Genomic DNA, 26,969 nt, shown 5'->3' with positions numbered 1-26,969 from the left:
GCCCTCCAGCGCGAGCCTGGAGGGCGGGTCCCGGGTGGGCATGGGCGACTCGGGTCCGGTGTGTGCTCGGCAATGGGGTGGTCGGCCGGTGTCCCGGTCGGGTGGGCATCCTGAAGACGTCAAGCCGTGGTGCAGGAAGTGCCGTTCAGACTGAAGTCGGACGGCTTGGCGAAACTGCCGCTGTAGGAGGCCTGGAAGCCGAAGGAAACCCGGTCACCGGGTGCAAGGGACGCGTTGTACGTCAGGTTGCCGGCCTTGACCGCCCCCGACGACGGAGAGATCCCGGCGTTCCACGTGCTGGTGATCGTTTGCCCCGCGGGCAGCGTGAACGCGAGATTCCAGCCGTTGACGGGCGAGGAGCCCGTATTGGTCAAGGTGACATCGGCGGTGTAGCCGCCCTGCCACACGCTGGTGCCGTAGGCCACCTTGCAGGCCGCGGGTCCGCTGGGAGTGCCGGGACCGCCGGGGGAGCCGCCACCGAGGTTGACGGTTGAGGAGAAGGAGTTGACCGCCAGTCCGGCGCCGTTCCTCCAGGGCTCGAAGCCGGCCTGAACGCTCGTCAGGTACCAGTCGTTCTGGGCGAGCCCGCGGGAGACGGCTTGCCGTACGAAGTCCATCGCGTCGAAGCTCCAGTTGTCGATCGCAGACGGCGCGACGAAGGACAGCACGTCGTTGGAGCCGTTGCTGCCCGACCACACCTGCCAGGTACGTCCGCCCACGGTGGCGGTGCCGACCTGGGAGCCGATGGGCTGGATCGGGCCCACCTTGTTGAACCAGATCATGATCTCGGTCCGGTTCACGCCGTCGGTGCGGGGTGTCGGGTCCAGCCAGATGTCGTACGAGGCGTTGTAGGAGGCGTCGCCGCCCACGTAGCCGTAGGAGATGCTCGTGGGCGCGTCGGCGATGGTGCTCAGTCGCGCCGGGAGCTTCGTGCCGGGGGAGCAGTTGGTGTAATGGCAGCCGTTGTACACGGACGGGTAGGACTTCGGGGCGCCGTTCGTCGGGACCGAACCGTCGGCTTGGGCAACTCTGAAGCCCGAGTCCGTGACGGTGATGCACTGGGGCTGGCTGATCCCCCAGCGGTTGTTCTGCACGACGTAACGGCCCTGGATGGTGGTGGAGCCGAATTGCTCGCAGATCGTTGTGTCGGCGTGCGACGTCGAAGTGCCGGTGAGCAGCGCTGCCAGCGCGGCGAGTGAGGTGAGAAGCGCACCGGACAGGGCGCGTACTCCGCGGGCGTGGTGGCGTGATGGTTGCATGCGGCTCCTCCGCAATGGACGTGGGGGAGAGAGGGAGAAGAGCGCCACTGTTTGGGAGCGCTCCCATTCCCTTCTCGCAAGGACTGTAGGAGAGGATCATGAACCTGACAAGATGGAGAAAGCGTGCCTCACGAGGGGGCCCTAAAGCCGCAGGTCATGCTGGCGGAAGGCAACTTGACGGCCCTGTGATGCGCGCTCTCGTCCTGCGACGGGTTGTTCCGGCCGGATCTCGTCCGTGCCGTCCCGTCCGATGCTGTCCGCGGCGGAGGCACCGCGGGCCACAGGCCGGCAAGCTTCCTTGGTGCCTCTCCCCACTTACGGCCGACAGGCGCGTTCGGCGGCGAAACGGGTGGTTGCCGGGCGGCCCTTGTGTGCGGGGGCCGCCCGGCGGGTGACCCCGTCTCCTGGTGACGGGGTCGCGCACGCGGCCTCAGCGGGGGGCTACTCGAGGAGTTCCGCGTACGAGCCCATGGCCAGGGCGATGTCCGCCTGGGCCCAGAACCGGTGATACGTGAACGACGGCGCCGCGCCGCCCGCGAGATATGCCTCGATCTTCGACCAGGCCGGGTCGTCCTCGTAGAACGAGCGGATCGAGTCGAACGTCGACGACGAGTTGATCGCGTCACCGTTCGGCATCGTGCCGGTCCAGCCGCTCGGGACGTAGATCCTGTCGTCGAAGCGGTTGTAGTCGGCGCGGGTCTCCGGGACAGCGATGCCCAGATCGTCCTGGTGGTTGTCCCACATGCCGTCCAGCAGCTTCTTCGCCGCCGCAGCGGCCTCGGTGTCACCGGAGCGGTCGGCGTAGTACGTCAGGGTCTTGGCGTACGCGGCGGCCACACCGACGTCGTTGGTGTAGTCGGCGACGGTGACGTGAAGCCCGTTGTTGGCGCCGGGGCTGGAGGCGTTCCAGGTGTCGGGCTGGCCCGACCACTGGAGCGTCGACGGGATCCGGAAGGTGCCGTCCGGGTTGAACGTGGTCTTGGACAGCGCCCAGTCGACCCACTTGTCCAGGACCGTCTTGGCCTGCGCGTTGCCCGTCTGCTGGTACAGCTCGGCGACGCGCTCCATGGACCACGCCTGGAAGCCGAACCACTGGTTGGACGGCGGGTCGTGGTACACGGGCTTCTCGTCGTAGTACATGCCGTAGAACGTCGACTTCCCGGCGGGCGGGGTGGCGTACCGGCCCGCCCAGCTGTTGGTCGCGCCGCCGGCGATGGCACCCTCGCTCGACTGCAGCCAGCGGTAGAACTCCAACTGCCGTTCCATGGACTTGGCCCAGTCGGCAGCGCCCGTCGCCGACTTGGGCTTCAGCGGCGCGTAGTTGCCGAGCGCGTAGGCCGCGAAGGGGTTCTGGTAGCCGCCGTGGGCGTGGCTGGAGCCGATGCGCCAGGCCCAACCGGCCGAGGTGTCGGTGGCGCCGCCCCAGGCGTAGTACCAGGAGAGCAGGTAGTGCGAGGCGTCCTTGCCCGTGCCCGCCGGGCAGGCCGAGGGCCCGACACAGTTGCCGATCTTCTTGAAGTACTTGTCGAACATGGCGTAGCGCAGGTAGTCGCCCATCTTGGCGGCCTTGCCGACCGTCGCGGAGACGTCCCCGCCCTTGCCCTGCTCCTTCGCCCACAGGTCCGCCCAGTAGGCGGCCTGCACGGCCCGGGCGTCGGCGTCCGGCGCGTTGGTGAACTTCCACTGCTTGGCGTAGGAGGCGTCACCTGTGAACAGGTCCAGGTAGCCGTTCTTGCCGCCGTACTTGAAGGCGTCACAGGTGGGTTGCGGGACGGTCTCCCACACCGATTCCTGCGGTCCGCGCTGGAAGGTGTTGATGTAGGACGGTCCGGTGTCCGAGGGGCCCGCCTCGCACTTGCCGGGCGAGTTGCCGTAGCCGTAGACGTTGTCGACGTCCTGCAGCCAGTGCATGCCGTAGACGTCGTCCGTGCCGTACGCGCTCTTCAATTCGGCCGCGATCGGGTCCGAGCCGGCCGCGGCGGACGGGTCGAGCTTGGCCGGGTACTCGTTCGGGGTGTCGTGCTCGGGCGCGTAGGTGGCTGGCTTGGACGCGTTGTAGAAGGAGTTGGTCGGCTGGTCGGCGTGAGTGGGGATCATGTACTTCTCCATGATCTCCCAGGCTCCGTTGAACTTGGACCAGTCGCCGGTCACCTTGCCGTACATGGCCTGGAGCCACAGCAGGTAGCTGTAGGTCTCCGAGGTGGTCTCGTGGCCGTGGTCCGGCGCCTCGACGATCAGCGTCTCCACCGAGTGGTAGGGGATGCCCTCGGGGGAGAAGTAGCCGTTCGCCGGGTTGGTGATCTTCCCGTACAGCTCCAGGAAGCGCGCGTCGTAGTCCTTCGTCGCTCCCAGCTGCGTCACGGTGACCGAGGCCTTCGCGTGGCCGTTGGCCGTCGACTCGAAGGTCGCCGCGCCGGTACCCGAGGAGGCGGCGGTGATGGTCACCTTCTGGGCCGTGTTCCAGTTCGAGGGAGTGAAGGTGAGCGAGGCGCCACCGGTCACCGACAGACCTGAGTTACCGCTCGCACGAGCGGTCGCCACCGTCACGTTCGCGCTCGGCTGCTTCGACAGCTTCACCTCGTACGTGCCCGTCTTGCCCTGCTGGACGCCCAGTTGGGTGGGCGTGGCGACCACCGTGGGCCCAGAGGCGACCATGATGCCGACTGGCGTGGACGACGCCGACGCGCCCAGGCTGTCGTAGGCCTTTGCGACGAGCGAATGACTGCCCACGGTCAAGCTTGAGACCGAGAGCGAGTACGGCGCCGTCGTGTCCGTGCCCAGCAGTGTGGTGTCGTCGTAGAACTCCACCTTGCTGATGGCGGCGTCGTCCGCGGCCGCGGCGGTGGCCGCGAGCGGAACGGCGTCGCCCTGCGAGTACACCGCACCCGCTGCCGGGCTGGTCAGCACCGTGATCGGGGGTTGATGGGCGCCGGTGCAACTGGTGCCGTTGATCGCGAAGTTCGTGGGGGCGGCATTGGAGCCGCTGTAGCTGAACTGCGCGCCGGTCGAAACGGCGGCGCCGGCGGCGATCCTCCCGTTGTAGCCGGCGTCCTTCACGGTGATGGACTGGCCGGACTGTGACCAGGTGCCGTTCCAGCCGTTGCTCAGCTTCTGATTGCCCGCGTAGCTGTAGGTCAGGGTCCAGCCGTCGATGACGTCCGTGCCGCGGTTGGTGATCGTCAGGTCGGCGGTGAAGCCGGAGCCCCAGTCGTTCGTCTTGTAGTCGACGCTGCACCGAAGTGCGGCCGCCTGAGCGGGAGCCGAACCCGTGGCCAGCAACGACAGGGGCAGGGCTAAAGCGGTTGCCACGGCGGTCCACACCCGCCGAACGGCTTTGCGTTTGCGTCCGGGATCCATGAACTGGTTCCTCCTAGCGGCTATGCGGCTCGGGGAAGGACAAGTCTTGGCCAGTGGGAGCGCTCCCATAATGGGGATGCGGGCAATGGCGGTCAAGACGCTTGAAGACTCGAAGGCTCAGAACGGTTCAGTTCAACGAAAGTTTCGGCAGCCCCCTGGGCAACCGCGCCACTGGGCGCTACCGTCCTTCGCACCAGTGGGAGCGATTCCAATCAGGCGGCGCGCCGGTCACGGCGCGCTCAACTGCAAGGAGTCGCTCATGCGACACCCCCCACCTTCGATACTCTTAGCCGCTGCGGGCGCCGACGCGCTCGTCGCCACCACGGTCGTCCCGATGGTCTTGGCCCGGGGAGCAACGCGTCCTCGGCCGAGGGAGCACACCGTCGACGATCAGCGGGACAACGGCTTCCACGTTTCAGTAGGTAGTACCGACGGGTCCGTCACGCCGCACGGTCGGACATCGCCGTTCGATCTTCGCCGACAGTCGGACGCTCACCCAGGACCGGAACGCCGTCTGGCCCCGGTCCGGCACGCCGGTGGCCGCCACGACCGAGGGCTTGGAGCCGACCGGCAGCGAGGTGCTTCGACACGGCCTGTCCGACGACAGACCGGACCACGGGAGCGCGGACAGGCCGCCGCCGACAACAGCCTCGTGGCTCCCGTCGAGTCGCACGGCATGACCCGGGTCATCGATCTGCACCGTACCTGCGGCAGGTACGCCGGCATCTCGGCAGGCCGCTCCGACGTGCCCGCCGGCTGCCGGCAGTCGATTCCGGACATTCAGTCCGTGCTGTCAGCCCGGGTATCGGTCGCCGGCAGGTGCGAGAACGGCCGCGTGGTGGCTGCAGCCCACCGACCTGCGCCATCCGGTCGCCCCCGGCGCGTCCACAACTTCAATGCCTGTACCGACACCTGCACCGACGAGAGCCGGCAGACGTCCCTGCTCGATCCCGCAGCCGCGCAACTGCTCCTGGTGGCCGGGGAGATCGGTGAGAGCACCTCCTCGCACGGCGTCACCGGCCAGGTCATGAAGTGGTTCGGCGACCGCAGTCCGTCCTATCCGGGCTGGAGAGGGAACACCCGGGCACCGCTGCTGCGGCCGGTCCCCGGTCTCGAACCACGACGGTAAGCCCACCCCGTACGGCATCGGACCGCGCGACCGCCTGCGCGGCCGTGATCGGTAGAAGGATCCCGAAGGAGAAGGAACCCACACTCATGAGTCGTACCAGGACCTCACTGCTCGCCGCACTCGCGCTGCTCACCGGAAGCTCAGGTGCTGCGCTCCTCACGGCACCGGCCGGTGCCGCCACCGCCTCGGTCCCCTGCACGGTGGACTACAAGGTGCAGAACCAGTGGGCCACCGGCTTCACCGCCGCCGTCACCATCACCAACAGCGCTGCCGCCAAGTCGAACTGGTCGGTGAAGTGGTCGTACGCCGGAAACCAGAAGGTCACCAGCGGCTGGAACGCGAAGATCAGCCAGAGCGGGAGCGCCGTCACCGCCGCCAACGAGAGTTACAACGGCACGCTCGCCACCGGCGGTTCGGTCAGCTTCGGCTTCCAGGGCACCTACAGCGGCACCAACGCCGTTCCGGCCACGTTCACCCTCGACGGCGTGGCCTGCAACGTCGATGACGGGGGCGGCTCGGGCGGCGGAGGCGACAACGGCGGGGGTGGCGGAGACAACGGCAGTCGTGTCGCCAATCCCTATGTCGGAGCCAAGGCCTATGTGAACCCCGAATGGTCGGCCAAGGCCGCCGCCGAGCCGGGTGGCAGCCGCATCGCCGACCAGCCCACCGCTGTGTGGCTCGACCGGATCGCCGCGATCAACGGCGTGAACGACGGCATGGGGCTGCGCGCCCACCTCGATGAGGCCCTGAAGCAGAAGGGCTCCGGCGAACTCGTCATCCAGGTGGTCATCTACGACCTCCCGGGCCGCGACTGTGCCGCCCTCGCCTCCAACGGTGAGCTCAAGCCCGACGAGATCGACAAGTACAAGACCCAGTACATCGACCCCGTCACCTCGATCCTCTCCGACGCGAAGTACGCGTCCCTGAGGATCGCCACCATCATCGAACCCGACTCGCTGCCCAACCTGGTCACCAACGCGGGCGGCACCCCCACCACCACCGACGCCTGCGTGACCATGAAGGCCAACGGCAACTACGAGAAGGGCGTCTCCTACGCCCTCGACAAGCTCGGTGCCATCCCGAACGTCTACAACTACATCGACGCCGCGCACCACGGCTGGCTCGGCTGGGACAGCAACCTCGGTCCCGCCGTGCAGCAGTTCCACAAGGTCGCCACCACCAACGGCGCGAGCGTGAACGACGTGGCCGGGTTCATCGTCAACACCGCCAACTACAGCCCGACCAAGGAGCCGCACCTGAAGATCACCGACACGGTCAACGGGCAGACCGTGCGTCAGTCGAAGTGGTTGGACTGGAACCAGTACGCGGACGAGCAGTCGTTCGCCCAGGCCCTGCGGGACAAGCTCGTCGCGGCCGGCTTCGGCTCCGGCATCGGCATGCTGATCGACACCTCCCGCAACGGCTGGGGCGGCGCCGCCCGGCCCAGCGGTCCCGGCCCGATGACCTCCGTCGACGACTACGTCAACGGCAGCCGCATCGACCGGCGCATCCACGCCGGCAACTGGTGCAACCAGAGCGGTGCCGGCATCGGCGAACGGCCCACCGCGGCACCGGCCGCCGGTATCGACGCCTACGTATGGGTCAAGCCGCCGGGGGAGTCGGACGGCTCCAGCGCCGCCATCCCCAACGACGAGGGCAAGGGCTTCGACCGCATGTGCGACCCGACCTACGGCGGCAACCCGCGCAACGGCAACAACCCCTCGGGCTCACTGCCGAACGCGCCCGTGGCGGGACACTGGTTCTCCGCCCAGTTCCGGCAGCTGATGCAGAACGCCTACCCACCGCTTCCGTAACCTCCTGAAGGGGTGCGTGTCCGCCGGGGGTCGGCCCTTGCTGTGAGCCGGGCCCCGGCGGAGGGGGCGTCACGGCTCCCGTGGCGGATGTCGTCGTGGATCTTCTGGGCTTCGTCGGATATTCCTCGGATTTCCGCACGACTTCTTGTGTCCCGGCCGCTGGGCGGGTTCGGGTCAGCGGGAGATACGCACGGGTTGAGCCGTGGTTCGTGGCGGCCCTGCCCGCGGTGGTGTCCGGCACCACCAACGGGCATCTGGCCACGCAGGGCTTCCATGCCCTGGAGGCCCGCACCGGCACATGGCTCGGTCGGCACGATCGCGGGCGTCGCCACGCTCGGCGGACTGTCCTTCCTGATCTACCGGCGCCGCACCGTCGGCCTGGTCTTCTCCGCCACCACGCGCAACGACAAGGCCATGTACGTCTCGCTGACCGTGACCATCGTGCTCGGCCTGGCCGCCACGGTGGTCGAGGAGCGGGGCTGTCCGCCCATGGACATGCCGACGGGCCCGGCTGCTGAGCCGGGCCGCGCGGGCGCCAGGCTCCGGGGTGGGGTTTTCACCAGTGGCCGAGGACGTTCAGCCACAGGGCGCCCGCGCCCGTCCAGCTGACGGTGCTGGCGCCGGCGGCAATGAGGCCAGTGCGCCACGAAGCGCGCGGGTTCCCGGGATCCTGAGCGTCGGGAAGCCGGGACCTGCATGTCAGCTGATGGTCGTGGTGGTCCCGCGCGCGGGTTCGCCCTGGTTGACGAGATCCGGCTTCCCGAGTGTTCGTCGGCCGGGCCGTGGATGCCACCTTTGAAGGTGACCCGGTACGGGCGGTTCGGCGCGAAACGGCTGGCGAAGGCCAAGCCGACCGCGTCCTCGTTGTGCATGCCGTTGACGACCCGGGCGCGAAGGTGCCAACGCGGACTGTGGTCGGTGCTCAGGTCTGAAGAGGGAATAGGCGGTGAGATCGGCGCGGAACCGAGGCGGTGGATTGCCCGCCCTCGACCTCCTCAGCACTTGCCTGAGGGGCGCTACTTTGCAGGAAGGTGAGCCCGCAGCTATCCTCCTATTCAACAATGCGACTAGGTGTCTAGTTGTTTAGTGATGGCCGTGTGCCACTTCCATCAGCAGCGTTGACGAGAGGCGGTCGGCCCCGTGTCGAGCAGTGGGTATCTGCGCTATGTCGCCCTGGGTGACAGTCACACCGAGGGGCTCGGGGACGGCGACGACGTCCGTGGTCTTCGAGGCTGGGCGGACCGGCTCGCCGAGCAGGTCGCCCGACACTGCCCCGGCCTGCTCTACGCCAACCTCGCGGTGCGCGGCCGTAAGGCCCATCAGGTGCGCGCCGAGCAGCTCGCTCCGGCTCTCGCGATGCGGCCCGACCTCGCCACCGTGGTGGCCGGGGTCAACGATGTGTTGCGGCCGAACTGCGACCTCGACGAGGTGGCCGGCCACGTTGAGGCGATGTTCGCCGCCCTCACCGCGCAGGGCGCCACCGTCGCGACCCTCATGTTTCCCGACGTCGGGCGTATCACGCCGTTGGCCCGCCCGATCGGTCACCGTGTTCTCGCTCTCAACGCGCGTATCCGGGAGGCCGCCGACCGCCACGGAGTGGTGGTGGCGGAGACGGCCGCGCACGCGGCGGCGACCGATCCGCGGTTGTGGTGTGCTGACCGGCTGCACGCCGGCCCGCTGGGGCACGCGCGCATCGCGGCTGCCGTGGCCCATGCGCTCGGTCTGCCGGGCAGCGACGACAAGTGGACCCTTCCCCTTCCGGCGGCCGCGAGGACAGACATCTCTGCCTGGAGGACCGTGGGTGCCGAACTGCGCTGGGCCGGCACCTTCCTCGGCCCTTGGGTCGGCCGCCGCCTGCGTGGCCGCTCCTCCGGCGACGGCCGCCAGGCCAAGCGGCCGACGCTTCTTCCGGTGGCCGCGTCCGCTGGGGACACCGCCCCAGCGGTGTGATGCTCTAGGTGGTGGACGAGAAGGGAATGACGGAGGAGCTCGGCGAAGCAAGCTGTTCGGCGCGCTCGTCGCCCGTGATTTCACCTCCACCGTCGCCGCACTCACCAGCCCCGAGGCGGCGCGCAACGCCGCCCGCCCGACACTCACCGTGTTGGCCAGTCGGCCTATGCACAGGCGGGCAGGGAGCTGACCGCTCAGGCAGAGCTTGCCGTTGCCGTGCTCCTGCTGCTGACCGGCCCGACCGTGGCACAGGTCGGGACGGGCATCCGCTCGACTCGCACAGCGGCCCGGGGCTGAGTGCCCTCTACTACTCGCTCGTCCTCGTCGCCTGCGGCATGCTCGCCACCCATGCCATCAGCGGCCAGGTGGGCAACGCCCTCGGCTGCACCCTCCCCGGCTGCTACCGCGTCTCCGCGTCCGCCCGGAGGGCGGCCGTGCGCTGTTCGAGCCTGCGCAGCGCCATGTCCCCCCACTGGAGGTTCTCCCGCTCGAACGACATGCCGCGCAGCAGAGTCAGATACGGGCCGATGCGCTCGGCCTCAGCGAAGTACGCCTCCTCCGAGCGCCCGTCGAGCAGACGCTGCCGGAGCCTCTCGTAGCGGGCCAGCTTGGCGGTGGCCCACTCCATGCGCTCGGCGATGGCAGTCCGGACCGCTTCCATGTCGCCCGCATCCAGGCACTGCACCTTGACGAGCAACTCGTCCCGGATCACGGCCGGTTTACCCATGGGCTCGGCGGTGTAGTCGTGGACGGCCTTCCGCCCGGCCTCCGTCAGGGAGAACAGCCGCTTGTTAGGGCGGCGCTCCTGCTCGACGACGCGGGCCGTGACGAGTCCTTCGGCCTCCATGCGATCCAGCTCCCGGTAGAGCTGCTGAGGTGTCGACATCCAGAAGTTGGCGACCGTCGCGTCGAACGCCTTCGCGAGGTCGTACCCGGACGCCTCGCCCTCCAGCAGCGCGGCCATCACCGCGTTCCGCAAAGCCATGGATCCACGCTAGCAGACTATTCAACAAGGTGACTAATAGTCGCCCTTTCCCTGTAGACAAGCCTTAACGGGCCCTCTAGGCTCCACCGCACCTATTCACATTTCTGAGTACAGGTAGGCTCATGCATCCCTTCCGTAAGGCCGTCGAGAGTGACGACATGGAGGCCGTGGCCGCTCTGCTTTCCGACGACGTCGTCTTCACCAGTCCCGTCGCCTTCAAGCCGTACCCGGGCAAGGCCATCACCGCCGCGATCCTGCGCGGCGTGTCCCGGGTCTTCGAGGACTTCACCTACATCCGTGAGATCGCCAACCCCGACGGCCGCGACCACGCCTTCGTCTTCACCGCCACCGTCGCCGGCAAGAAGCTCCAAGGGTGCGACTTCCTGCACTTCGACGACGAGGGGAAGATCGACGAGTTCATGGTGATGGTGCGTCCGCTCTCCGCTGCCCAGGCGCTCGCCGAGGCCATGGGCGCCCAGTTCGAACAGATCGCCCGAGAGGCCGCCGAACAGTAGCCACGCGACGACGAACCTCGACTCGGTGGTCATCGGCTCGGGCAACGCCGGACTGACCGCCGCCGTTATTCTCCAACGCGCGGGACTGCGCACTCTCCTGATGGAACGCCACAACCTCCCCGGCGGCTGCGCCACCTCCATCCGGCGATAGCGCTTACTGGCTCCAACAAGCCGCTACCCGGGGACCACCGTGCTCGACGGCAACGAACTGCGTGCGTTGCGAAGCGCTGCTCCGCCAGCAGCGGCACCGTTTGAATCGCTGGGCATCAGCCCCAAACCCTTCGCCCGGACACAGGTCAGGTCGAGTTCATCCCCGCGACCGCGGGAATGGTCCCGCGATCGTGTTCGTGCTCGCGGCCTGAGTCGGCTGCTCCCTCTGCCCGCGGGGAACGATTGTCGGCCCGCCGGGCAGGTCAGGAAGGACGCAGTCACAGTGCCCTGAGGTCCCCCTTCGGTCTGCTCCAGCGATCCGTATGGCGTTGTCCCCGGCGGCTCCCGGTCAGTAGCCGTAGATCATCTTGTAGGCGACCTCCGGGAGGAACTGTCCGGCCGAGGAGCCGCCTCCCACGCCGCAGTTGCCGTCGGACTCGCCCGGCACCTTGATCCACAAGAGCATCTCGGCGCCTCCGCCCAGCTGTGAAGGGGTGCCGATGCGGCGGCCCGAAGGGTTGCACCACTGGCCGTTGGAGCCGTTGCCGTTGCGGCTGGTGTCCACGGCGAACGGCTTGGTGTAGCCGTACCGGGCGCCGAGTTCCCTGTTGACAGCGTTGCCGTACGCGGTGTTCTCGGCCGTGGTCAGGTAGTTGGAGACGTTGAGCGAGAATCCGTGGGCCTGCCGGAGACCCGCTTCGTGAAGGCGTTGGGCCATGGTCGCCGCGCTCGCCCAGGCCGGGTTGCCCGCGTCGAGGTAGACCCAGGTGTTGGGGGCCTGACGGCTGAACTCGGCGAGCGCTCCGGTCAGCATCCGCTCGCGTTCGTCGATCTGGGCCTGGGTCATGCAGCCGTAGTCCCCGAGGGAGTCCGGTTCGAGGACGACGACGGCCGGGCGCGAGGCGATTCCGCCCGCGAACTGGGCGATCCAGTTCGCGTAGGCGGACGGTGAGGAGGCTCCGCCCGCGGAGTGCCCTCCGCAGTAGTCGCGGTTGTAGATGTTGTAGGCGACGAGGAGGGGCAGCTTGTCCCGGGCGTCCGCGGCGCCCACGTACGCGCCGGTGGCGGTGCCGATGGTGCCGCTCCAGGAGCCGAACCAGCGGGCCGTCGGGGTGTTGGCGATGGAGGCGTTGATCGCGGCCGCCCGGCCGTCACCGGGGTTGGCGGCGACCCACCGCTTCGCGCTGGAGTCGGGGTCCACGTAGAACCCGCTGGTCATGGTCGTCGGATCGGCCGCGTGGGCGGACGGCGCGGCGGCGAGCGCCAGCGGCAGCGAGGACAGTGCCGCCACGAGGGCGAGAAGTCTGCGGCGCATGGCATTACCTCGGCTTTCTGTCTGACGGGGATGCGTCCGGAGATCGGCGGTGAGTGCGGGGAGCGCTCCCGTCGGAAGTGCTCCCCGAGGCACGGTCGGTATCAGCAGGTCGAGTTGGTCCGGGGCGGCGGGCCGGTGACGCCACGCCACCACGACCCGAGCGGCGCGGCCGAGGTGAGTGCAGCCACATCACCGACGTCCGGCTTGTCCGCCATGGCGCACCGGGCGGGCCGGTGCGCCCGGACCGCTGGTGGTGCGCCACCGGCGGCACCGCGTTGTGGGCGGGCCTGTGCCCGGTGCGCGCTGTCCGCCCTCACGCCCCGGCGCCGTGCGCGCGTCGGCACCGTGTGTGCGTCGGCGCTGTTGCGTGAGCCTGGCGGGCTCGGCCTTTCCCCGAGCCCGCCACGTCGGCTCCGTGAGGAGCCGGACTCGTGTCATGCCCTCAGCGCTGCATTGTCAGCAGGCCCGGGCGGTAGGGCAGCAGGCCGTAGTCGCCGCCGGAGTCGGGACTGCGCCCCTGGTAGAGCAACTGCAGGCGGCACGGGTCGACGGTCATGGTCTGATCGGCGCTGGTGCGGATCAGTTCGCCATGGCTGATGTCGTTGGTCCATGTGGCGCCGCTGTTGGCCTTGCCGGCGAAGGGGTTGCTCTCGGTCGCGGCCTGGGGTGTCCATGAGCCGTTGAGGCTGGTGGCCGTGAACGAGCGGAAGTAGCGGTGGCCCTGCGCGCCGATCGCCTCGACGATCATGAGGTAGCGGTTCTGGCCTTGGAGCTTGTACACCTGCGGGGCTTCGAAAAGGTTGTTCCTCGTGTCGCTCATGACCACGGTCGACGTCGCGCCGAAGCTGCCCGGGAAGTTCCCGATCGGCATACTGGCCCGGTAGATCTTGCCGTTGTCACCGGCGAAGAACAGGTACATGTTCGTCCCGTCACCGATGAGTGTCTGGTCGATCGGTCCCGTTCCGGAGTCGGAGATGCTGCCGGAGAAGAGCGTCTGCGGGGAGGACCAGCCGTTCGGGTTGGTGGGGTCGCTGGAGGTCCGGTAGGAGAAGGCGGGCCCGCCCCACTGGTAGGCGAGCACCCAGATGTTCTTCGGTGCGAAGTAGAAGAGCGTGGGCGCGACGGTCGAGGCCGACATCTTGTTCTGGCTCGCCGAGGCCATCTCCGACCAGTTGGTGAACAGGCCGAAGTTCATCGAACCCCAACTCGTCCCCGTGTCGTGCGTCGTCGCGTAGACGAGCTGCCTGCCGTTGTAGGGGGCGACGGTGAAGTCCTTGAGCGAGGCCCACCCCGCCTTGGGCTGGGCCAGCGCGCCCGTCGAGGTCCAGCGGTATGCCGACGGGAGATCGCACGAGCCGGGGCCGTCGGCGCCGACCTTGACGAGCTGCCACTGCTGGTTGCTGCCGCCCCAGTCGTCGTACTGGACGACGTTCGCGTTGTCGGCGGTGGATGCGCCCTGGACTTCGAGGGCCTTGTTGCTGTGGCGCGAGACGAGCCTCACGTAGCCGTCCGAGCTGTCGGCCAGTCGCCACTGCTGGTTGGTGGCGTTCAGGTCGGTCCACTGGACGATCGAGCCGCCGTTCGCGGTGGACCGGTTGTGGACGTCCAGGACCTTGCCCGAGTGGCGGGACTCGATGCGGTAGTAGCCGCCCCCGGAGTCCACGAACCGCCACTGCTGCTGCTTCTGGTCGTTCCTGGTCCACTGGGTGATGCGGGCGCCGTCGCCGGTCGCCATGTTGTAGACGTCCAGCGCCTTGCCGCTGTTGCGGTTGACCAGCACGTACGAGGCGTTGGGGTCAATGGTCGCCGCGTCTGCGGGCTGGGCACCGAGGAAGGTGACCATGAGCAGCAAGGGCGCGAGAACGGCGATTAATCGTCTCGGGCGGACCGGGGACAGGTGACGCAACCACATGTGGGGGCCTCATTTCTCGAAACATTCGAGCGATTCCCGGAAGCTTGAGGGCACAAGTTAGGAACGTGAGGCTCTCTGGTCAAGGCCTGTCGCCGATCTGTCCACATACAGCGGGCGCACCCTGGAGCGGGGGCTCCGCAAGTTTCGGACGCGAGTCGGAAACTTCTTCCGTTCGGAGTGTTGACGATGCATCGTCAATCCCGCACGCTCCGTGGCTGAGGGGCCGGTCATAGTTCGATATTCCGAACCACGTGTGCTGCACGGCAGATGTACCGGACGACGCTTCCCCCTGAGCTTCAGTCCTTCCGTGATCTCTACCTTGGAGGCACAGCCATGGGCTCGTACGCCCTTCCCAGACCCGTTCGCCGCCGGAAGGTCCGCGGCCTGCTGCCGGCGCTGTTCATCGGCGTACTCGGTGTCGTCGCCCCACTGGTCGCGACGCCGACCGCGCACGCCGCCGAGAGCACGCTCGGTGCCGCGGCGGCGCAGAGCGGCCGCTACTTCGGCACCGCCATCGCCTCGGGCCGGCTCGGCGACTCGGCGTACACGACGATCGCGAACCGCGAGTTCAACTCGGTGACGGCCGAGAACGAGATGAAGATCGACGCCACCGAACCGCAGCGGGGTCAGTTCAACTTCACCGCCGGTGACCGCGTCTACAACTGGGCGGTGCAGAACGGCAAGCAGGTGCGCGGCCACACCCTGGCCTGGCACTCCCAGCAGCCGGGCTGGATGCAGGCCCTCAGCGGCAGCGCGCTGCGTCAGGCGATGAACGACCACATCAAGGGCGTGATGGCCCACTACAAGGGCAAGATCGCCCAGTGGGACGTCGTGAACGAGGCCTTCGCAGACGGCAGTTCGGGAGCCCGGCGCGACTCCAACCTGCAACGCACCGGGAACGACTGGATCGAGGTCGCCTTCCGCACCGCGCGCGCCGCCGATCCGGCCGCCAAGCTCTGCTACAACGACTACAACGTCGAGAACTGGACGTGGGCGAAGACCCAGGCCATGTACGCCATGGTCCGCGACTTCAAGCAGCGCGGCGTTCCGATCGACTGCGTGGGTTTCCAGTCGCACTTCAACAGCGGCAGCCCCTACAACAGCAACTTCCGCACCACCCTGCAGAACTTCGCCGCCCTCGGCGTCGACGTCGCCATCACCGAACTCGACATCCAGGGCGCCCCGGCCACCACCTACGCCAACGTGACCAACGACTGTCTCGCCGTCCCCCGCTGTCTCGGCATCACCGTCTGGGGCGTGCGCGACAGCGACTCCTGGCGACCGGAGCACACGCCGCTGCTGTTCAACCGCGACGGCAGCAAGAAGCCGGCCTACACCGCGGTCCTCAACGCGCTCAACGGCGGCACCTCCACGCCCTCTCCGGGCGGCGGAACGATCAAGGGGGTCGGTTCGGGCCGCTGCCTGGACGTGCCCGGCACCAGTACGGCCGACGGCACCCAGCTGCACCTGTGGGACTGCCACACCGGCACCAACCAGCAGTGGACGTATACCGCCGCCGGCGAACTCAGGGTCTACGGCGACAAGTGCCTGGACGCCGCCGGCACCGGCAACGGGTCCAAAGTCCAGATCTACAGCTGCTGGGGCGGTGACAACCAGAAATGGCGCCTCGGCTCCGACGGAACCATCGTCGGCGTCCAGTCCGGCCTCTGCCTCGACGCCGTCGGGAGCGGCACCGCCAACGGCACCCTGATCCAGCTCTACTCGTGCTCCAACGGCAGTAACCAACGCTGGACGCGCACCTGAGGGGACCTGTCACCGACGAAAGGGTGAATCGATGAAGACCGACGGTGCGGATCCTCCCGCCCCTCCTCGTACACAGCGCTGGTGGTCCCGGGTCGCCGCCGTGATGGCCGCCACCCTCGCGATCGGAATGCTCGCCGCGGTGGATCCGGTGCCCGCGGAGGCGGCGACGGTGGACACCAACGCCTGGTACGTCCTGGTCAATCGCAACAGCGGCAAGGCCCTGGAGGTCTCCGGCTCGTCCACCGCCGACGGCGCGCGGGTCGGCCAGTGGACGCGCAACGACGCAGCCGGCCAGCAGTGGCAGTTCGTGGACTCCGGCGGTGGCTTCTACCGTCTCAAGGCCCGGCATTCGGGCAAGGTCCTCGACGTGGCCGGCGCCTCGAACGCGGACGGCGCCGCGGTCCAGCAATGGGCCGACCACAACGGGGCCAACCAGCAGTTCCGCCTGGCGGACTCCGACGCGGGCCACGTCCGGCTGATCAATCGCGGCAGCAGCAAGGCGGTGGAGGTTCAGGGCGCCTCCACGGCCGACGGCGGCAGCGTCGTCCAGTACAGCGACTGGGGTGGCGCCAACCAGCAATGGCAGTTGGTCAAGCTGTCGTCCGGAGGCGGCGGCGGATGCGGCAGCGCCCCGACCCTGACGAGCGGTACGCACACGATTCAGAGCGGCGGCAAGAGCCGCAGCTTCATCCTCAGGATTCCCGCCGGCTACGACAGCAGCCACCGCTACCGCCTGATCTTCGCGTTCCACTGGCGGGGCGGAACCGCCGGCGACGTCGCCTCGGGCGGCACGAGCGGGAACGCCTGGTCCTACTACGGCCAACAGCAACAGGCGAACAACACCGCGATCCTCGTCGCTCCCCAGGGCCTCGGCAACGGCTGGGCCAATACGGGTGGTGAGGACGTCACCTTCGTCGACGACATGATCCGGCGCATCGAGGGCGGCCTCTGTGTCAACCCGGCACAGCGATTCGCCACGGGATTCAGCTGGGGCGGCGGCATGAGCTACGCACTCGCATGCAGCCGGGCGAACGTCTTCAGGGCCGTCGCGGTCATCTCCGGCGCTCAGATCAGCGGGTGCAGCGGCGGCACCCAGCCCATCGCCTACTTCGGGATCCACGGCATCAGCGACAACGTCCTCAACATCGCGCAGGGACGGTCCCTGCGCGACAGATTCGTCAGCAACAACGGCTGCACCCCCCAGGGCCCGCGCGAACCCGCGCCGGGCAGCCGGACGCACATCACCACCACCTACTCGGGCTGCCGTGCCGGATACCCGGTCCAGTGGGCCGCGTTCGACGGAGGCCACATACCCGGTCCGGTCGACGGCTCCGGCGGCGAAAGCGGCGTCACCACCTGGACCAAGACAGAGATCTGGAGGTTCTTCGCACAGTTCCAGTGACACGCCCGCACCGCGGAGTGGAGCGAGGAGGATCCTGGCTCCACTCCGTCGGGGCAGGCCGTGGGGGAGCGGGATTCGGTTGAGGCCCCGTGTTCCGCCGATCTCAGTGCGGCTCAGGCCCAGGGAGGTTCTGCGCGCACCAGATCGTCTTGCCGTGGGTGGTGTGCCGGGTGCCCCACCCCTGGGTGAGCTGGGCGACGAGCAACAGGCCCCGGCCGCCCTCGTCGAACGCGCGGGCCCGGCGCATGTGCGGGGCGGTGTTGCTGGCGTCGGAGACCTCGCAGATCAGGGAGGTGTCGCGGATCAGCCGCAGCCTGATGGGCGGCTCGCCGTATCTGATGGCGTTGGTCACCAGCTCGCTGACCACCAGCTCGGTGACGAACGCCGCCTCCTCCAGGTCCCAGGCGTCCACCTGGTCGACGGCGAGCTTCCTGGCGCGCGGCACCTGCGCGGTGTCGGGCTCGACGTCCCAGTCGGCGACGTGCTGGGGATCCAGCGCGTGGGTGCGCACGAGCAGCAGCGCGGCGTCGTCGGTGCGGCGTTGGGGAAGCATGGCGTCCATCACCGTGTCGCACAGGGTCTCCAGCGAGGTGGTCGGGTGGTTCAGGGTTCGCTGCAGTTCGGCGGTCCGCTGGTCGACGTCGAACTCGCGGCTTCGCACGAGTCCGTCGGTGTAGAGGGCGAGCAGGCTGCCTTCCGGCAGTTCGAGCTCGGTGGCTTCGAAAGGCAGCCCACCGATGCCGAGCGGCGGTCCCGGCTGGACGGGCACCGGGGTCCGGGTGCCGTCCCGGGAGATGATCAGCGGCAGGGGATGACCGGCGCTCGCCAGCGTGAGGTGCCGGGAGACCGGGTCGTAGACGGTGTAGAGGCAGGTGGCCCCGGACTCGCCGGTCGGCTGGAAGTCGCCGGTGGGCCGGAGGTCGCTGGCGAGGTGGAGGACCAGGTCGTCCAGGTGAGTCAGCAGTTCGTCCGGTGGCAGATCGACGTCGGCAAGGGTGCGTACCGCTGTACGCAGTCTGCCCATGCCGGCCGAGGCGTGCAGGCCGTGCCCGACGACGTCGCCGACGACCAGGGCGACCCGGGCGCCGGACAGCGGAATGACGTCGAACCAGTCACCGCCCACTTCCGTCCCCGTCCCTCCGGGCAGGTAGCGGGAGGCCACCTCGACCGCCTCCTGGACCGGCAGCGCTTGCGGCAGCAGGGAGCGTTGCAGGGTCAGCGCGGTGGTGCGCTCGCGCGAGTACCGGCGGGCGTTGTCGATGGCGACGGCTGCCTTGGCCGCCAGTTCCTCGGCGAGGATCAGGTCGTCGGCGGTGAACGCCTCGGGCCGGTCGACGCGGGAGAAGGCGACGACGCCGAGCAGCGCGCCGCGCGCCCGGAGCGGCACGGTGATCCGGCCGGTCAGCCCGTCTGCGGTGATGGACTCGTCGAATACCGGATTGCCCGGTGGCCAGTGCGCTGGGTCGGCGGCGAGTCCGGGCCCGAAGGCCCATTCGCCGCCCTGGCCGGGCCCGGCGGAGAGCTCGACCAGGGACGTGCCGGCGGCCATGCAGCGGGCGGCGACGGAACCGGGGGCGTGTGTGACCGGTGTCGGAGCCTCCCCGGCGTCCTCCTTCGTGCTGTGCCGGGCGGCACGGGTGAGCGTGATGGTCTCGCCGGGCGCGAAGGGGAATCCTGAGGGCGGTTCCTCTCCGCTCAGCACCTCGTCGAAGAGGTCCACGCTGACGAGGTCGACGAATCCCGGCACCGGAGTGGTGGCCAGTTCCCGGGCGGTGCCGATCACGTCGAGGGTCCGGCCGATGCCGCCGCTTGCCTCGTTGAGGATCAGCAGGCGCTGCCGGGCCCAGTACTCGGCGCTCATGTCGAATCCCCAGTTGGCGATCGCCCGGACCCTGCCCTCGGCGTCCCGGACGGGCCAGATGCTGGTGGCCCAGGCGTTGGCGTAGTCGCTGCCGCGTGGGCGGAAGACGGTAATGAGACGCGTGGGCTCGCCCGTCCTCGCCACCTGGGCGAGCGCGTCGGTGTAGGGCTTGTCGTCCCGCTCGGGAAACAGGGTGCGGTCGAATTCGGGGAGCACCTCACGGTACTTCCTGCCGAGCACCTGCTCCTCGGAGTGCGCGATCACCCGGCCCGAGGAGGCGTTGATCCACAGGAACCGCAGTTCGGGGTCGTAGACGCCCAGAGCGAAGGGGGACTGCTCGAACGCCCGGTCGGCGATCACCGGGCGACGTCCCCAACACTGGACGGTTATGACGTGGCCCAATGCCTGCCCATCGGGCCCGGACAGCGGGTGAGCCGTCACCACGGCGTCCACCGTGGAACCGTCCCGGTGGCGCAGGAGGACCAACCCCGACGGGTCGTCGCCGAGGCCCTCCGGGAAGGCGGGTGGCGGGGGATCGACCAGCAGGTCCGCCACGGGGCGCCCGACGGTGTCCTCCGGGGTCCAGCCCAGCAGCAGCCGGCCCCCCTCACTCCAGCCGCACACGATGCCGTCCGGCCCCACCACTACAGCGGCAGTGGGGGCATCCTGCTTGTCGGCCATCTCCACGTGCCACGCCTCCGTCCGGATTCCCGTGCCCGTGAGGGCTGGCTACCAGCGGTTGCTTCCAGCGTAGATCGGCCCCTGCACCACGGCGCTCCGGCCGGTGCGCGTTCGGCGGCGAGAGCCGGGAACCCGATGGCCAGGAGGCCGAGCGAGGCGGTGCCGACCGCGATGGTCGCGCGGCGCGGCCGTGAGCCGTGTCGGCGCCGCCATCGGCATCCCCGTGCTGCTCGTCGGGCTGGACCGCATCGGCGTCGGTCCCAGGATCCTGATCATGACCGTGGTCACCCTGCCGGGCTTCACGGTCTGCTGCACGCCGGATCCCCTCTGCGGAGCCGGACCCTGGCCGGCCGGTGGCCGGGCCGCGGCCCGGCCACCGGTGATGGACTCGGCGCGCCTACGGGGCCATCTCGTACGAGCCGGACAGCGCCTCGACCCGCTGCCAGACGCGTTCCGTGCGCGCCTCGTCGACGACCGGCCGCCGGACCGAGGCCAGCGCCCACTCCTGCTGCTGTTCGGTCGCCGAGTCCTTGCCGTGCAGTTCGACGGCGTGGCCGGAGAAGTCCCGTACGAGGACGGCGAAGAGTTCGTCGAGCACGTCCTCGTCGAGTCCGGTCAGGCCGGCCTGCTCCAGGACGAGCTGCCCGTGCACGACGAGCGCGAAGAGCTGGCCGATCGAGAGGACGAGGTCGAGGTCGCGGCTCTGCTCCGCGTCGGGGGCGGCCGCGGCGACGAACTCGCAGAGTGCGTCGGCCTGTTCGCGCAGTCGAGCGACGTTGGGCAGATGCGCGTACGCCTCGAAGGCCGGGCGCCAGTCGTGGAAGCGCACCGAACCGAGGCCGCGGGCCGGCCCCTGCCGGAACAGGAAGTCGTCGTCGGCCGCGTCGAGACGGGTCGGCACATTCGGGTAGTCGGCGGGGTCGAGGAGATGGTTGCGCATGAACTTCAGGATCAGCGCCAGGTTGACGTGGACCGTGCCCTCCAGCTTCGGCAGGCCGCGGATCTCCACGGCCGCCTGGCTGAAGTAGTTGTCCTTCTCGAAGCCCTTGGCGGCGATGACGTCCCACATCAGGTCGATGACCTTCTCGCCCTCCGTGGTCACCTTCATCTTCGTCATGGGGTTGAAGAGCAGGTAGCGGCGGTCGTCGGGTCCGGCGGAGCGGAAGTAGTCGACGGCGCGGTCGCTGAACAGCTTCATGCCGACGAGCCTGACGTAGGCGTCGGTCAGCTCGCGCCGCACGTGCGGGAAGGCGGTGACGGGGCGGCCGTACAGGACGCGGTTGTGGGCGTGGGTGACGGCCTCGTACATCGCGTGTTCGCAGATGCCGATCGAGGCGGTGCACAGGTTGAACTTGCCGACGTTGACCGTGTTGAGGGCGGCGTCGAAGGCCGCGCGGCCGGTGTGCAGGACGTCGTCGGACGTGACGGGGTAGTCCTCCAGGCGGAACTCGCTGACGAACTTGGACGAGTCGACGACGTTCTTGACCAGGTGGTAGGCCGGATGACGGCTGTCGGCGGCGAAGAACACGTAGCCGTCGGGGCCTTCGACGTCGGTACGGCGGCCGAAGACGGAGACGAGTCCGGCGGCGTTGCCGTTGCCGATGTAGTACTTGGAGCCGGTGGCGCGGAAGTCGCCGTCGCCGTCGGGCTCGAGCAGCATGTCGGTGGAGTAGATGTCGGCGCCGTGGGCCTTCTCGGACAGGCCGAACGCGAACACCTCTCCCTGTGAGAGGAGTTCGGCGGCGCGGGCGCGGGCGGCGGCGTTGTCGCTCTGCCAGACCGGGCCGAGGCCGAGGATGGTGACCTGCCAGGCGTACCAGTAGTCCAGGCCGTAGAAGCCGAGGATCTCGTTGAGCGCCGCTATCCGGGCGGTGTCCCACCGCTTGTCCGGCTCCCCCTCCCCAGCGGCGGACGACGGCGTCAGGAAGGCGGCGAACAGGCCCTCCTTCGCGGCGAAGGCGAGGAAGTCACCGAGCCAGGCGCGGGTCCGGTAGTCCTCGATCAGCTGCCGCTTCCCGCGCTCCTCGAACCAGTCGACGGTGGCACGCAGCAAGCGGCGTGTCTCGGGGTCGAAGTGCGCGGGGTCGTAGGTGCGCGGGTTGAAGAGCAGGTGGTCAGCCATGGTGAGGGCCCCTTTCGGCTGGTGGACGGATGGGAATGGAGAGGTGCGGCGGCCGGAGCGGCGGAACAGTCGCGGCCGGTGCGGTGGAGCGCGGTCAACGGGCCGGGCCGAAGCGGGCCAGCGTGGCGAGCACGTCGTCCAGCCAGCCGATCATCATCCGCTCGTACGCGATGCCGCCGCGCAGGACGATGTGCTGGAGCTCCCGCTCCGCGTCCAGCGGCGCCTGCGGAGCGGCCGCGCCCGCTTCGGGCCTTGTGAAGTCCCGCTCCTCGCCTGCCAGATAGTGCGCCAGCCGGTCCCGGTGCGCCTGCCGGTGCCGCTCCACCTCGCGGATCAGTGCGGCCGGGTCGTCGAAGGCGGCACCCCGGATCTTCACCGCCAGGTCGTGGCGGACACTCTCCGGCTCGATCGGATCGCGCAGCCACGAGGACAGCGCGGCCCGGCCGAGGTCGGCGACGGAGTACTCCTTCTTGTCCGGCCGTCCCTGCTGCGGGACGTCCCGGGATTCGACCCAGCCGTCGTTCTCCATGCGCTTCAGTACGCGATAGATCTGCTGGTGGGTCGCGGTCCAGAAGTAGCCGATCGACCGTTCGAAACGCCGGGCCAGCTCATAGCCGGATCCCGGCTTCTCCAGGAGCGACACCAGGATCGCGTGTTCGAGCGCCATGACGGCGATCGTGCTATGCAACTCGTTGCATAGCAAGTCCCACCCCGGGCGATGCGACGCGGCTCACGCCCGAACGACCTGCCTCAGGGGTCGGCTGTCTCGCCGTCCAGGGGTGTCTTCGCGTCGGCCGCCCCGGGGGCGGGCTGCTGCATGACCTCGGGCAGGGCCTGTTCGGCCCAGATGACCTTGCCCTGCGGGGTGTACCGGGTGCCCCAGCGCTCGGCCATCTGCGACACCAGGAACAGACCCCGGCCTCCTTCATCGGTCGTCGCGGCGTACCGCAGATGCGGTGAGGTGCTGCTGCCGTCGGCCACTTCGCAGATCAGCGCACGGTCGCGGATCAGCCGGACGTGGATCGGCCCTGCGCCGTAGCGGATGGCGTTGGTGATGAGCTCGCTCAGGATGAGTTCCATCGCGAAGCCGAACTCCTCCAGGCCCCACTCCTCGAGCTTGTGCGACACGGCCTCGCGCATGCCGGAGACGGCGGCCGGGTCCGCCGGCACGTCCCAGTCGGCGACCCGGTCGGTCGGCAGTTGCCGCGTGCGGGCGACGAGCAGGGCGACGTCGTCCTTGGGACGCCCGGGGAGCAGGTTGTCCAGCAAGTCCTTGCAGGTCTCCTCGGGCGGCCGGCCGGGGTGGCCCGTCAGCGCGTCACGCAGCAACTCCATCCCGACGTCCAGGTCGCGCCTGCGGTCCTCGATGAGGCCGTCGGTGTACAGGACCAGCTGAGTCCCCTCCTCGAGGCACAGCTCCGCGGTCTGGAACGGCATGCCGCCGAGGCCCAGAGGCGGACCGGCCGGCACGTCCGGGAAGGTGACGGATCCGTCGGGGTTGACCAGCGCGGGCACCAGATGCCCCGCACGCGCCACGACGTAGCGACGCGTCACGGGGTCGTAGATCCCGTACAGACACGTGGCGCCCACGACACCCGCCGCGGTCTCCGCCGTCTCGTTCTGGTCGATGTTCCCGACCAGGTCATCCAGATGGCTCAGCAGCTCGTCGGGTGGCAGATCCAGGGCGGAGAAGTTGTGGACCGCGGTGCGCAGTCGTCCCATCGTGGCGGCGGCGTGCAGGCCGTGGCCGACCACATCGCCGACGGCCAGCGCCACCCGGCTGCCCGGCATGGGAATCACGTCGAACCAGTCCCCGCCCACGCCTGCCTGGGCGGGGAGGTAGCGGTAGGCGATGTCGAGGGCGTTCTGCTCGGGCATCGCCTGCGGCAGCAGGCTCTGCTGGAGGGTGACGGCGAGGGCGTGCTCGCGGGTGTAGCGGCGGGCGTTGTCGATGCTGATCGCGGCCCGGGCCACCAGCTCCTCCGCCAGTGACAGGTCCTCCTCGTTGAAGCGCTCGTGCCCCTGCCCGCGCCAGAAGCTGGCCATGCCCAGCACGACGCCACGGGCCTGGATGGGGGCGGTGATGAGGGAATGAATGCCGTAGTCGATGACCGCCTGGGCGCGCTCCGGGTCCTGCAGGCGCCAGCCCGTGGCCCTCGGCAGATCGCTCTCCAGCTGGGAGTGGCCGCTGCCGTAGCCGCGTGCCTGGGGAGTGGAGGGAAGGTAGTCGAACAGCCGGCCCGGTTCGGAGAGCGGGTGGTCGTCCCGGATGCCGCACACGGCCGCGCGTCGCATGTCCGTCCCCGTGGCGGACGGCTCATCGCCGTGCAGGACGGTGTCGGCCAGGTCCACGGTGACGAAGTCCGCGAAGCGAGGAACGGGGACCCGCGCCAGCTCGTCGGCGGTGCGCAGCACGTCCAGGGTGGTGCCGATGTGGAGCCCGGCGTCGTAGAGCAGCCTGAGCCGTTCCCGTGCCACCTCCGCCCTGCCGGTCACCGCCTGCAGCTCGGTGGAGTCGCGCAGCGTCACCACCGTTCCCTTGGTGCCTCCCCTGTGATTGGTGGGCCGCTGGTTGATCGCGAGCAGCCGCTCTCCCGCGAGGTGTACCTCGTCGGTGGCCTCGCGCCCCGAGGCGAGCAGCGCCCTTGTCTCGGGATCGAGGCCCGGCAGTCCCGAAACGGGTCGTCCCTCCACGTGCGGGGGCAGCTCCAGCAGCCGTCTGGCCTCATCGTTCGCCAGCATGATCCGCCCGTCGTCGGCCATGATCAGGACGCCTTCCCGGACGGAGTGGAGCACCGTGTCGTGGTGCTCGTACATCAGGGTCATCTCGTCCGGGGCCAGGCTGTGCGTCTGCCGTCGCAGCCGCCTGCCCACCAGTGCCGTCACACCGGTCGACAACGCGAGCGCTCCGGCCCCCGCGCCCAGGATGATCGGTAGTTGCCGGTTCAACTGGCTTTCGACGTTCTTGACTTTCATCCCCGCCGAGACCAGGCCCACCACCTTGTCGCCGGCGTCCTCGATCGGGACCGTGGCCTGCACTTCGCGACCGAGCGGGCCGTCGACGCTCTCCACGAAGACCTCACCCGCCAGCGACGGTCCGATCTCGCCCACGAACTGCTTTCCGATACGGTCCGGCAAAGGGTGCGTGTACCGGATGCCCTTGGTGTCCATGACCACGATGAAGTCGACACCGGCGGTCCGGCGCGCCTCCTCGGTGAGCGGCTGGAGAATCCTGCTCGGGTCCGGGGTCCGCAAAGCCGCCAGTACGCCCGGTGAGTGCGCGAAGGTCTGTGCCACGGCTGTGGAACGGCGCCTGGCCTCGGCGGCGGAGTCCCGCTCCGACTGCAGAATGAGAGCGAAAACGCCGCAGGCCACGAGCAGCACCACGAGAGTCACCTGGAAGATCAACACCTGACCGGCCACGCTCCGCGTGGTCTTGCTGATCACGTGCTTGACCGACAGGTGCTGGACACGGGCGAAGCGATTCGCCATGCGACCTTTTTAACACTGGTGATCCCGAGCGGCCAGAGCCCGCATGATCCACGCGGCGCATGATTCCCTGCGCGCCCGATGTCCGATTAGGTCGATATCATGCATTTGTGATCACGTCTGCACGGCTGAGGCGCCATCGCCCCGCCTACAGCGGTCGATGGGACGCGGCACGGCTGTCACCCGTGGTCCTGACCGTCCTCATCGCCGTCCTCGCGTTCTCCACTCCCCGGGAGATCGCCATCAGCCGCCTCCTGCCCGCCGCGCCCGCCCTTGCCGCCGCGATGTGGCCCGTGCTTCCCACGATGCTGCTGGGGGCGTTCTGTCTGCTGCTCATGACGGTCCTCAGCCTCTTCCACACCGATCTGGGGACGCAGTACACGTCGGCCGCCATCGTCGCCGTCACCTTGGCGGCCGCGTACGGAAGCCATGTCCGGCTTCAGCGAGAGGAAGTACTCTTCCAGGTCCGGCTCGTCGCCGACGCGGCCCAGAAGGTTCTGCTGCGCCCGCTGCCACGCCGTATCGAGGACCTCGAGATCGAGTCGCTGTATCTGGCGGCCCAGGAACAGGCCCGGATCGGCGGCGACTTCTATGAAGCGATCGGTACACCGCACGGGGTCCGGCTGCTCATAGGCGACGTACGGGGCAAGGGTCTGTCAGCGGTGGGGGTGGCCTCGGCGGTGATCAGTTGCTTCAGGGAGGCCGCGTACGACGAGCCCGACCTGCGGGGCATCGTCCATCGCCTGGAGACCACCGTCACGCGCCACAGTGCCGTCTTTCCCGCCCAGGACCAGCCCGAGCACTTCGCCACCGCTCTCCTCGCCGAGATCCCGCCCGACGGCGACCGCATACGACTTCTCAACTGCGGACATCCCCCGCCACTGATCGCGCATCGCGGGAAGGCCCGGGTCCTGGAGCCCACCATCTCCTCCCCGCCCCTCAACCTCGCAGCGCTCATCGGTGACCGCTACTGGGTCGACAGCGTCGCCTTTGCCCCGGGTGACCAGCTGCTTCTCTACACGGACGGCGTATCGGAGGCCCGCGACCACGCCGGCCGGTTCTTTCCGCTGCCGGACTGGATGCAGCGGCAGGGCCTGGAGCAGCCCCGCGAGCTGCTCGATCAGCTGCACCGGGATCTGCTGGGGCACAGCGGAGGAAGGCTCGACGACGACATCGCGGCCCTCGCGCTGAGGCGCTCCGACGTGGGGGATCGGGGAGTCGTCGGCCCATGAACCACTGAGTGCCGGCGAACAGATCGAGTCGA

18 protein-coding genes are annotated in these 26,969 nt (G+C 69.0%); 9 read left to right on the top strand and 9 right to left on the bottom strand.

Annotation, left to right across the window (positions count from 1 at the left end; translation table 11 throughout):
• Nucleotides 1-119 precede the first annotated feature (119 nt).
• Nucleotides 120-1,259 carry a cellulose binding domain-containing protein gene (locus ACFZBT_RS09375; protein WP_391100419.1) on the bottom strand — a complete coding sequence of 380 codons (1,140 nt, stop codon included), beginning with the start codon at nt 1,257-1,259 and terminating at the stop codon, nt 120-122.
• Nucleotides 1,260-1,700: 441 nt separating this feature from the next.
• Nucleotides 1,701-4,616 carry a glycoside hydrolase family 48 protein gene (locus ACFZBT_RS09370; protein ID WP_391100416.1) on the bottom strand — a complete coding sequence of 972 codons (2,916 nt, stop codon included), beginning with the start codon at nt 4,614-4,616 and terminating at the stop codon, nt 1,701-1,703.
• Between the two features lie 652 nt (nt 4,617-5,268).
• On the opposite strand from ACFZBT_RS09370, the gene ACFZBT_RS09365 reads away from it, so the two are divergent.
• The 4 genes from ACFZBT_RS09365 (at nt 5,269) to ACFZBT_RS09350 (ending at nt 9,509) form a co-directional block, all read left to right on the top strand.
• Entirely contained in the window at nt 5,269-5,745 is a 477-nt protein-coding gene (locus ACFZBT_RS09365; protein ID WP_391100414.1) for a hypothetical protein, read from the top strand.
• 86 nt (nt 5,746-5,831) lie between these two features.
• Nucleotides 5,832-7,559: a glycoside hydrolase family 6 protein gene (locus tag ACFZBT_RS09360; protein WP_391100412.1), complete on the top strand. Its 1,728-nt coding sequence runs from the start codon at nt 5,832-5,834 to the stop codon at nt 7,557-7,559.
• Nucleotides 7,560-7,832: 273 nt separating this feature from the next.
• Nucleotides 7,833-8,168, top strand: coding sequence for a respiratory nitrate reductase subunit gamma (locus ACFZBT_RS09355; RefSeq protein ID WP_391100408.1), 336 nt, complete (start codon nt 7,833-7,835; stop codon nt 8,166-8,168).
• A gap of 531 nt (nt 8,169-8,699) precedes the next feature.
• The gene (locus ACFZBT_RS09350) at nt 8,700-9,509 is read left to right on the top strand and encodes a GDSL-type esterase/lipase family protein (protein ID WP_391100406.1); all 810 of its coding nucleotides are present in this window, start codon (nt 8,700-8,702) and stop codon (nt 9,507-9,509) included.
• 400 nt (nt 9,510-9,909) lie between these two features.
• Here the strand turns inward: ACFZBT_RS09350 and ACFZBT_RS09345 are convergent, their stop codons facing one another.
• Nucleotides 9,910-10,494: a helix-turn-helix transcriptional regulator gene (locus ACFZBT_RS09345; RefSeq protein ID WP_391100403.1), complete on the bottom strand. Its 585-nt coding sequence runs from the start codon at nt 10,492-10,494 to the stop codon at nt 9,910-9,912.
• Nucleotides 10,495-10,616: 122 nt separating this feature from the next.
• Between ACFZBT_RS09345 and ACFZBT_RS09340 the strand changes: the two genes are divergently transcribed.
• Together ACFZBT_RS09340 and ACFZBT_RS09335 are read left to right on the top strand one after the other, a co-directional pair.
• Nucleotides 10,617-11,009, top strand: a complete 393-nt coding sequence (locus tag ACFZBT_RS09340; RefSeq protein ID WP_391100401.1) for a nuclear transport factor 2 family protein — start codon at nt 10,617-10,619, stop codon at nt 11,007-11,009.
• Between the two features lie 25 nt (nt 11,010-11,034).
• Nucleotides 11,035-11,160, top strand: a complete 126-nt coding sequence (locus ACFZBT_RS09335; protein ID WP_391100398.1) for an NAD(P)-binding protein — start codon at nt 11,035-11,037, stop codon at nt 11,158-11,160.
• A gap of 348 nt (nt 11,161-11,508) precedes the next feature.
• Here the strand turns inward: ACFZBT_RS09335 and ACFZBT_RS09330 are convergent, their stop codons facing one another.
• Nucleotides 11,509-12,474: a glycoside hydrolase family 6 protein gene (locus ACFZBT_RS09330; protein ID WP_391100395.1), complete on the bottom strand. Its 966-nt coding sequence runs from the start codon at nt 12,472-12,474 to the stop codon at nt 11,509-11,511.
• A gap of 442 nt (nt 12,475-12,916) precedes the next feature.
• Nucleotides 12,917-14,386 (bottom strand): non-reducing end alpha-L-arabinofuranosidase family hydrolase, encoded by a 1,470-nt coding sequence (locus tag ACFZBT_RS09325; RefSeq protein WP_391100392.1) that lies wholly within the window; start codon nt 14,384-14,386, stop codon nt 12,917-12,919.
• Between the two features lie 333 nt (nt 14,387-14,719).
• Between ACFZBT_RS09325 and ACFZBT_RS09320 the strand changes: the two genes are divergently transcribed.
• Together ACFZBT_RS09320 and ACFZBT_RS09315 are read left to right on the top strand one after the other, a co-directional pair.
• Nucleotides 14,720-16,150: an endo-1,4-beta-xylanase gene (locus ACFZBT_RS09320; protein WP_391100389.1), complete on the top strand. Its 1,431-nt coding sequence runs from the start codon at nt 14,720-14,722 to the stop codon at nt 16,148-16,150.
• Nucleotides 16,151-16,250: 100 nt separating this feature from the next.
• Nucleotides 16,251-17,552, top strand: a complete 1,302-nt coding sequence (locus ACFZBT_RS09315) for an RICIN domain-containing protein (protein WP_391100738.1) — start codon at nt 16,251-16,253, stop codon at nt 17,550-17,552.
• A 103-nt stretch (nt 17,553-17,655) separates the two neighbouring features.
• On the opposite strand, the gene ACFZBT_RS09310 is transcribed toward ACFZBT_RS09315, so the two are convergent.
• The 4 genes from ACFZBT_RS09310 to ACFZBT_RS09295 form a co-directional block, all read right to left on the bottom strand.
• Nucleotides 17,656-20,094, bottom strand: coding sequence for a SpoIIE family protein phosphatase (locus tag ACFZBT_RS09310; protein ID WP_391100735.1), 2,439 nt, complete (start codon nt 20,092-20,094; stop codon nt 17,656-17,658).
• Nucleotides 20,095-20,491: 397 nt separating this feature from the next.
• The gene (locus ACFZBT_RS09305; protein ID WP_391100387.1) at nt 20,492-22,216 is read right to left on the bottom strand and encodes an acyl-CoA dehydrogenase family protein; all 1,725 of its coding nucleotides are present in this window, start codon (nt 22,214-22,216) and stop codon (nt 20,492-20,494) included.
• A 94-nt stretch (nt 22,217-22,310) separates the two neighbouring features.
• The gene (locus ACFZBT_RS09300) at nt 22,311-22,883 is read right to left on the bottom strand and encodes a helix-turn-helix transcriptional regulator (protein WP_391100384.1); all 573 of its coding nucleotides are present in this window, start codon (nt 22,881-22,883) and stop codon (nt 22,311-22,313) included.
• An 83-nt stretch (nt 22,884-22,966) separates the two neighbouring features.
• Nucleotides 22,967-25,708, bottom strand: coding sequence for a SpoIIE family protein phosphatase (locus ACFZBT_RS09295; RefSeq protein ID WP_391100382.1), 2,742 nt, complete (start codon nt 25,706-25,708; stop codon nt 22,967-22,969).
• A gap of 107 nt (nt 25,709-25,815) precedes the next feature.
• Between ACFZBT_RS09295 and ACFZBT_RS09290 the strand changes: the two genes are divergently transcribed.
• Nucleotides 25,816-26,937, top strand: a complete 1,122-nt coding sequence (locus ACFZBT_RS09290; protein ID WP_391100380.1) for a SpoIIE family protein phosphatase — start codon at nt 25,816-25,818, stop codon at nt 26,935-26,937.
• Nucleotides 26,938-26,969: the final 32 nt, after the last annotated feature.

Source organism: Streptomyces sp. NPDC008137, from assembly GCF_042957035.1.
GTDB lineage: Bacteria > Actinomycetota > Actinomycetes > Streptomycetales > Streptomycetaceae > Streptomyces.
The sequence above is the reverse complement of the archived record's forward strand: the minus strand, read 5'-3'. Positions and strand labels throughout refer to the sequence as shown.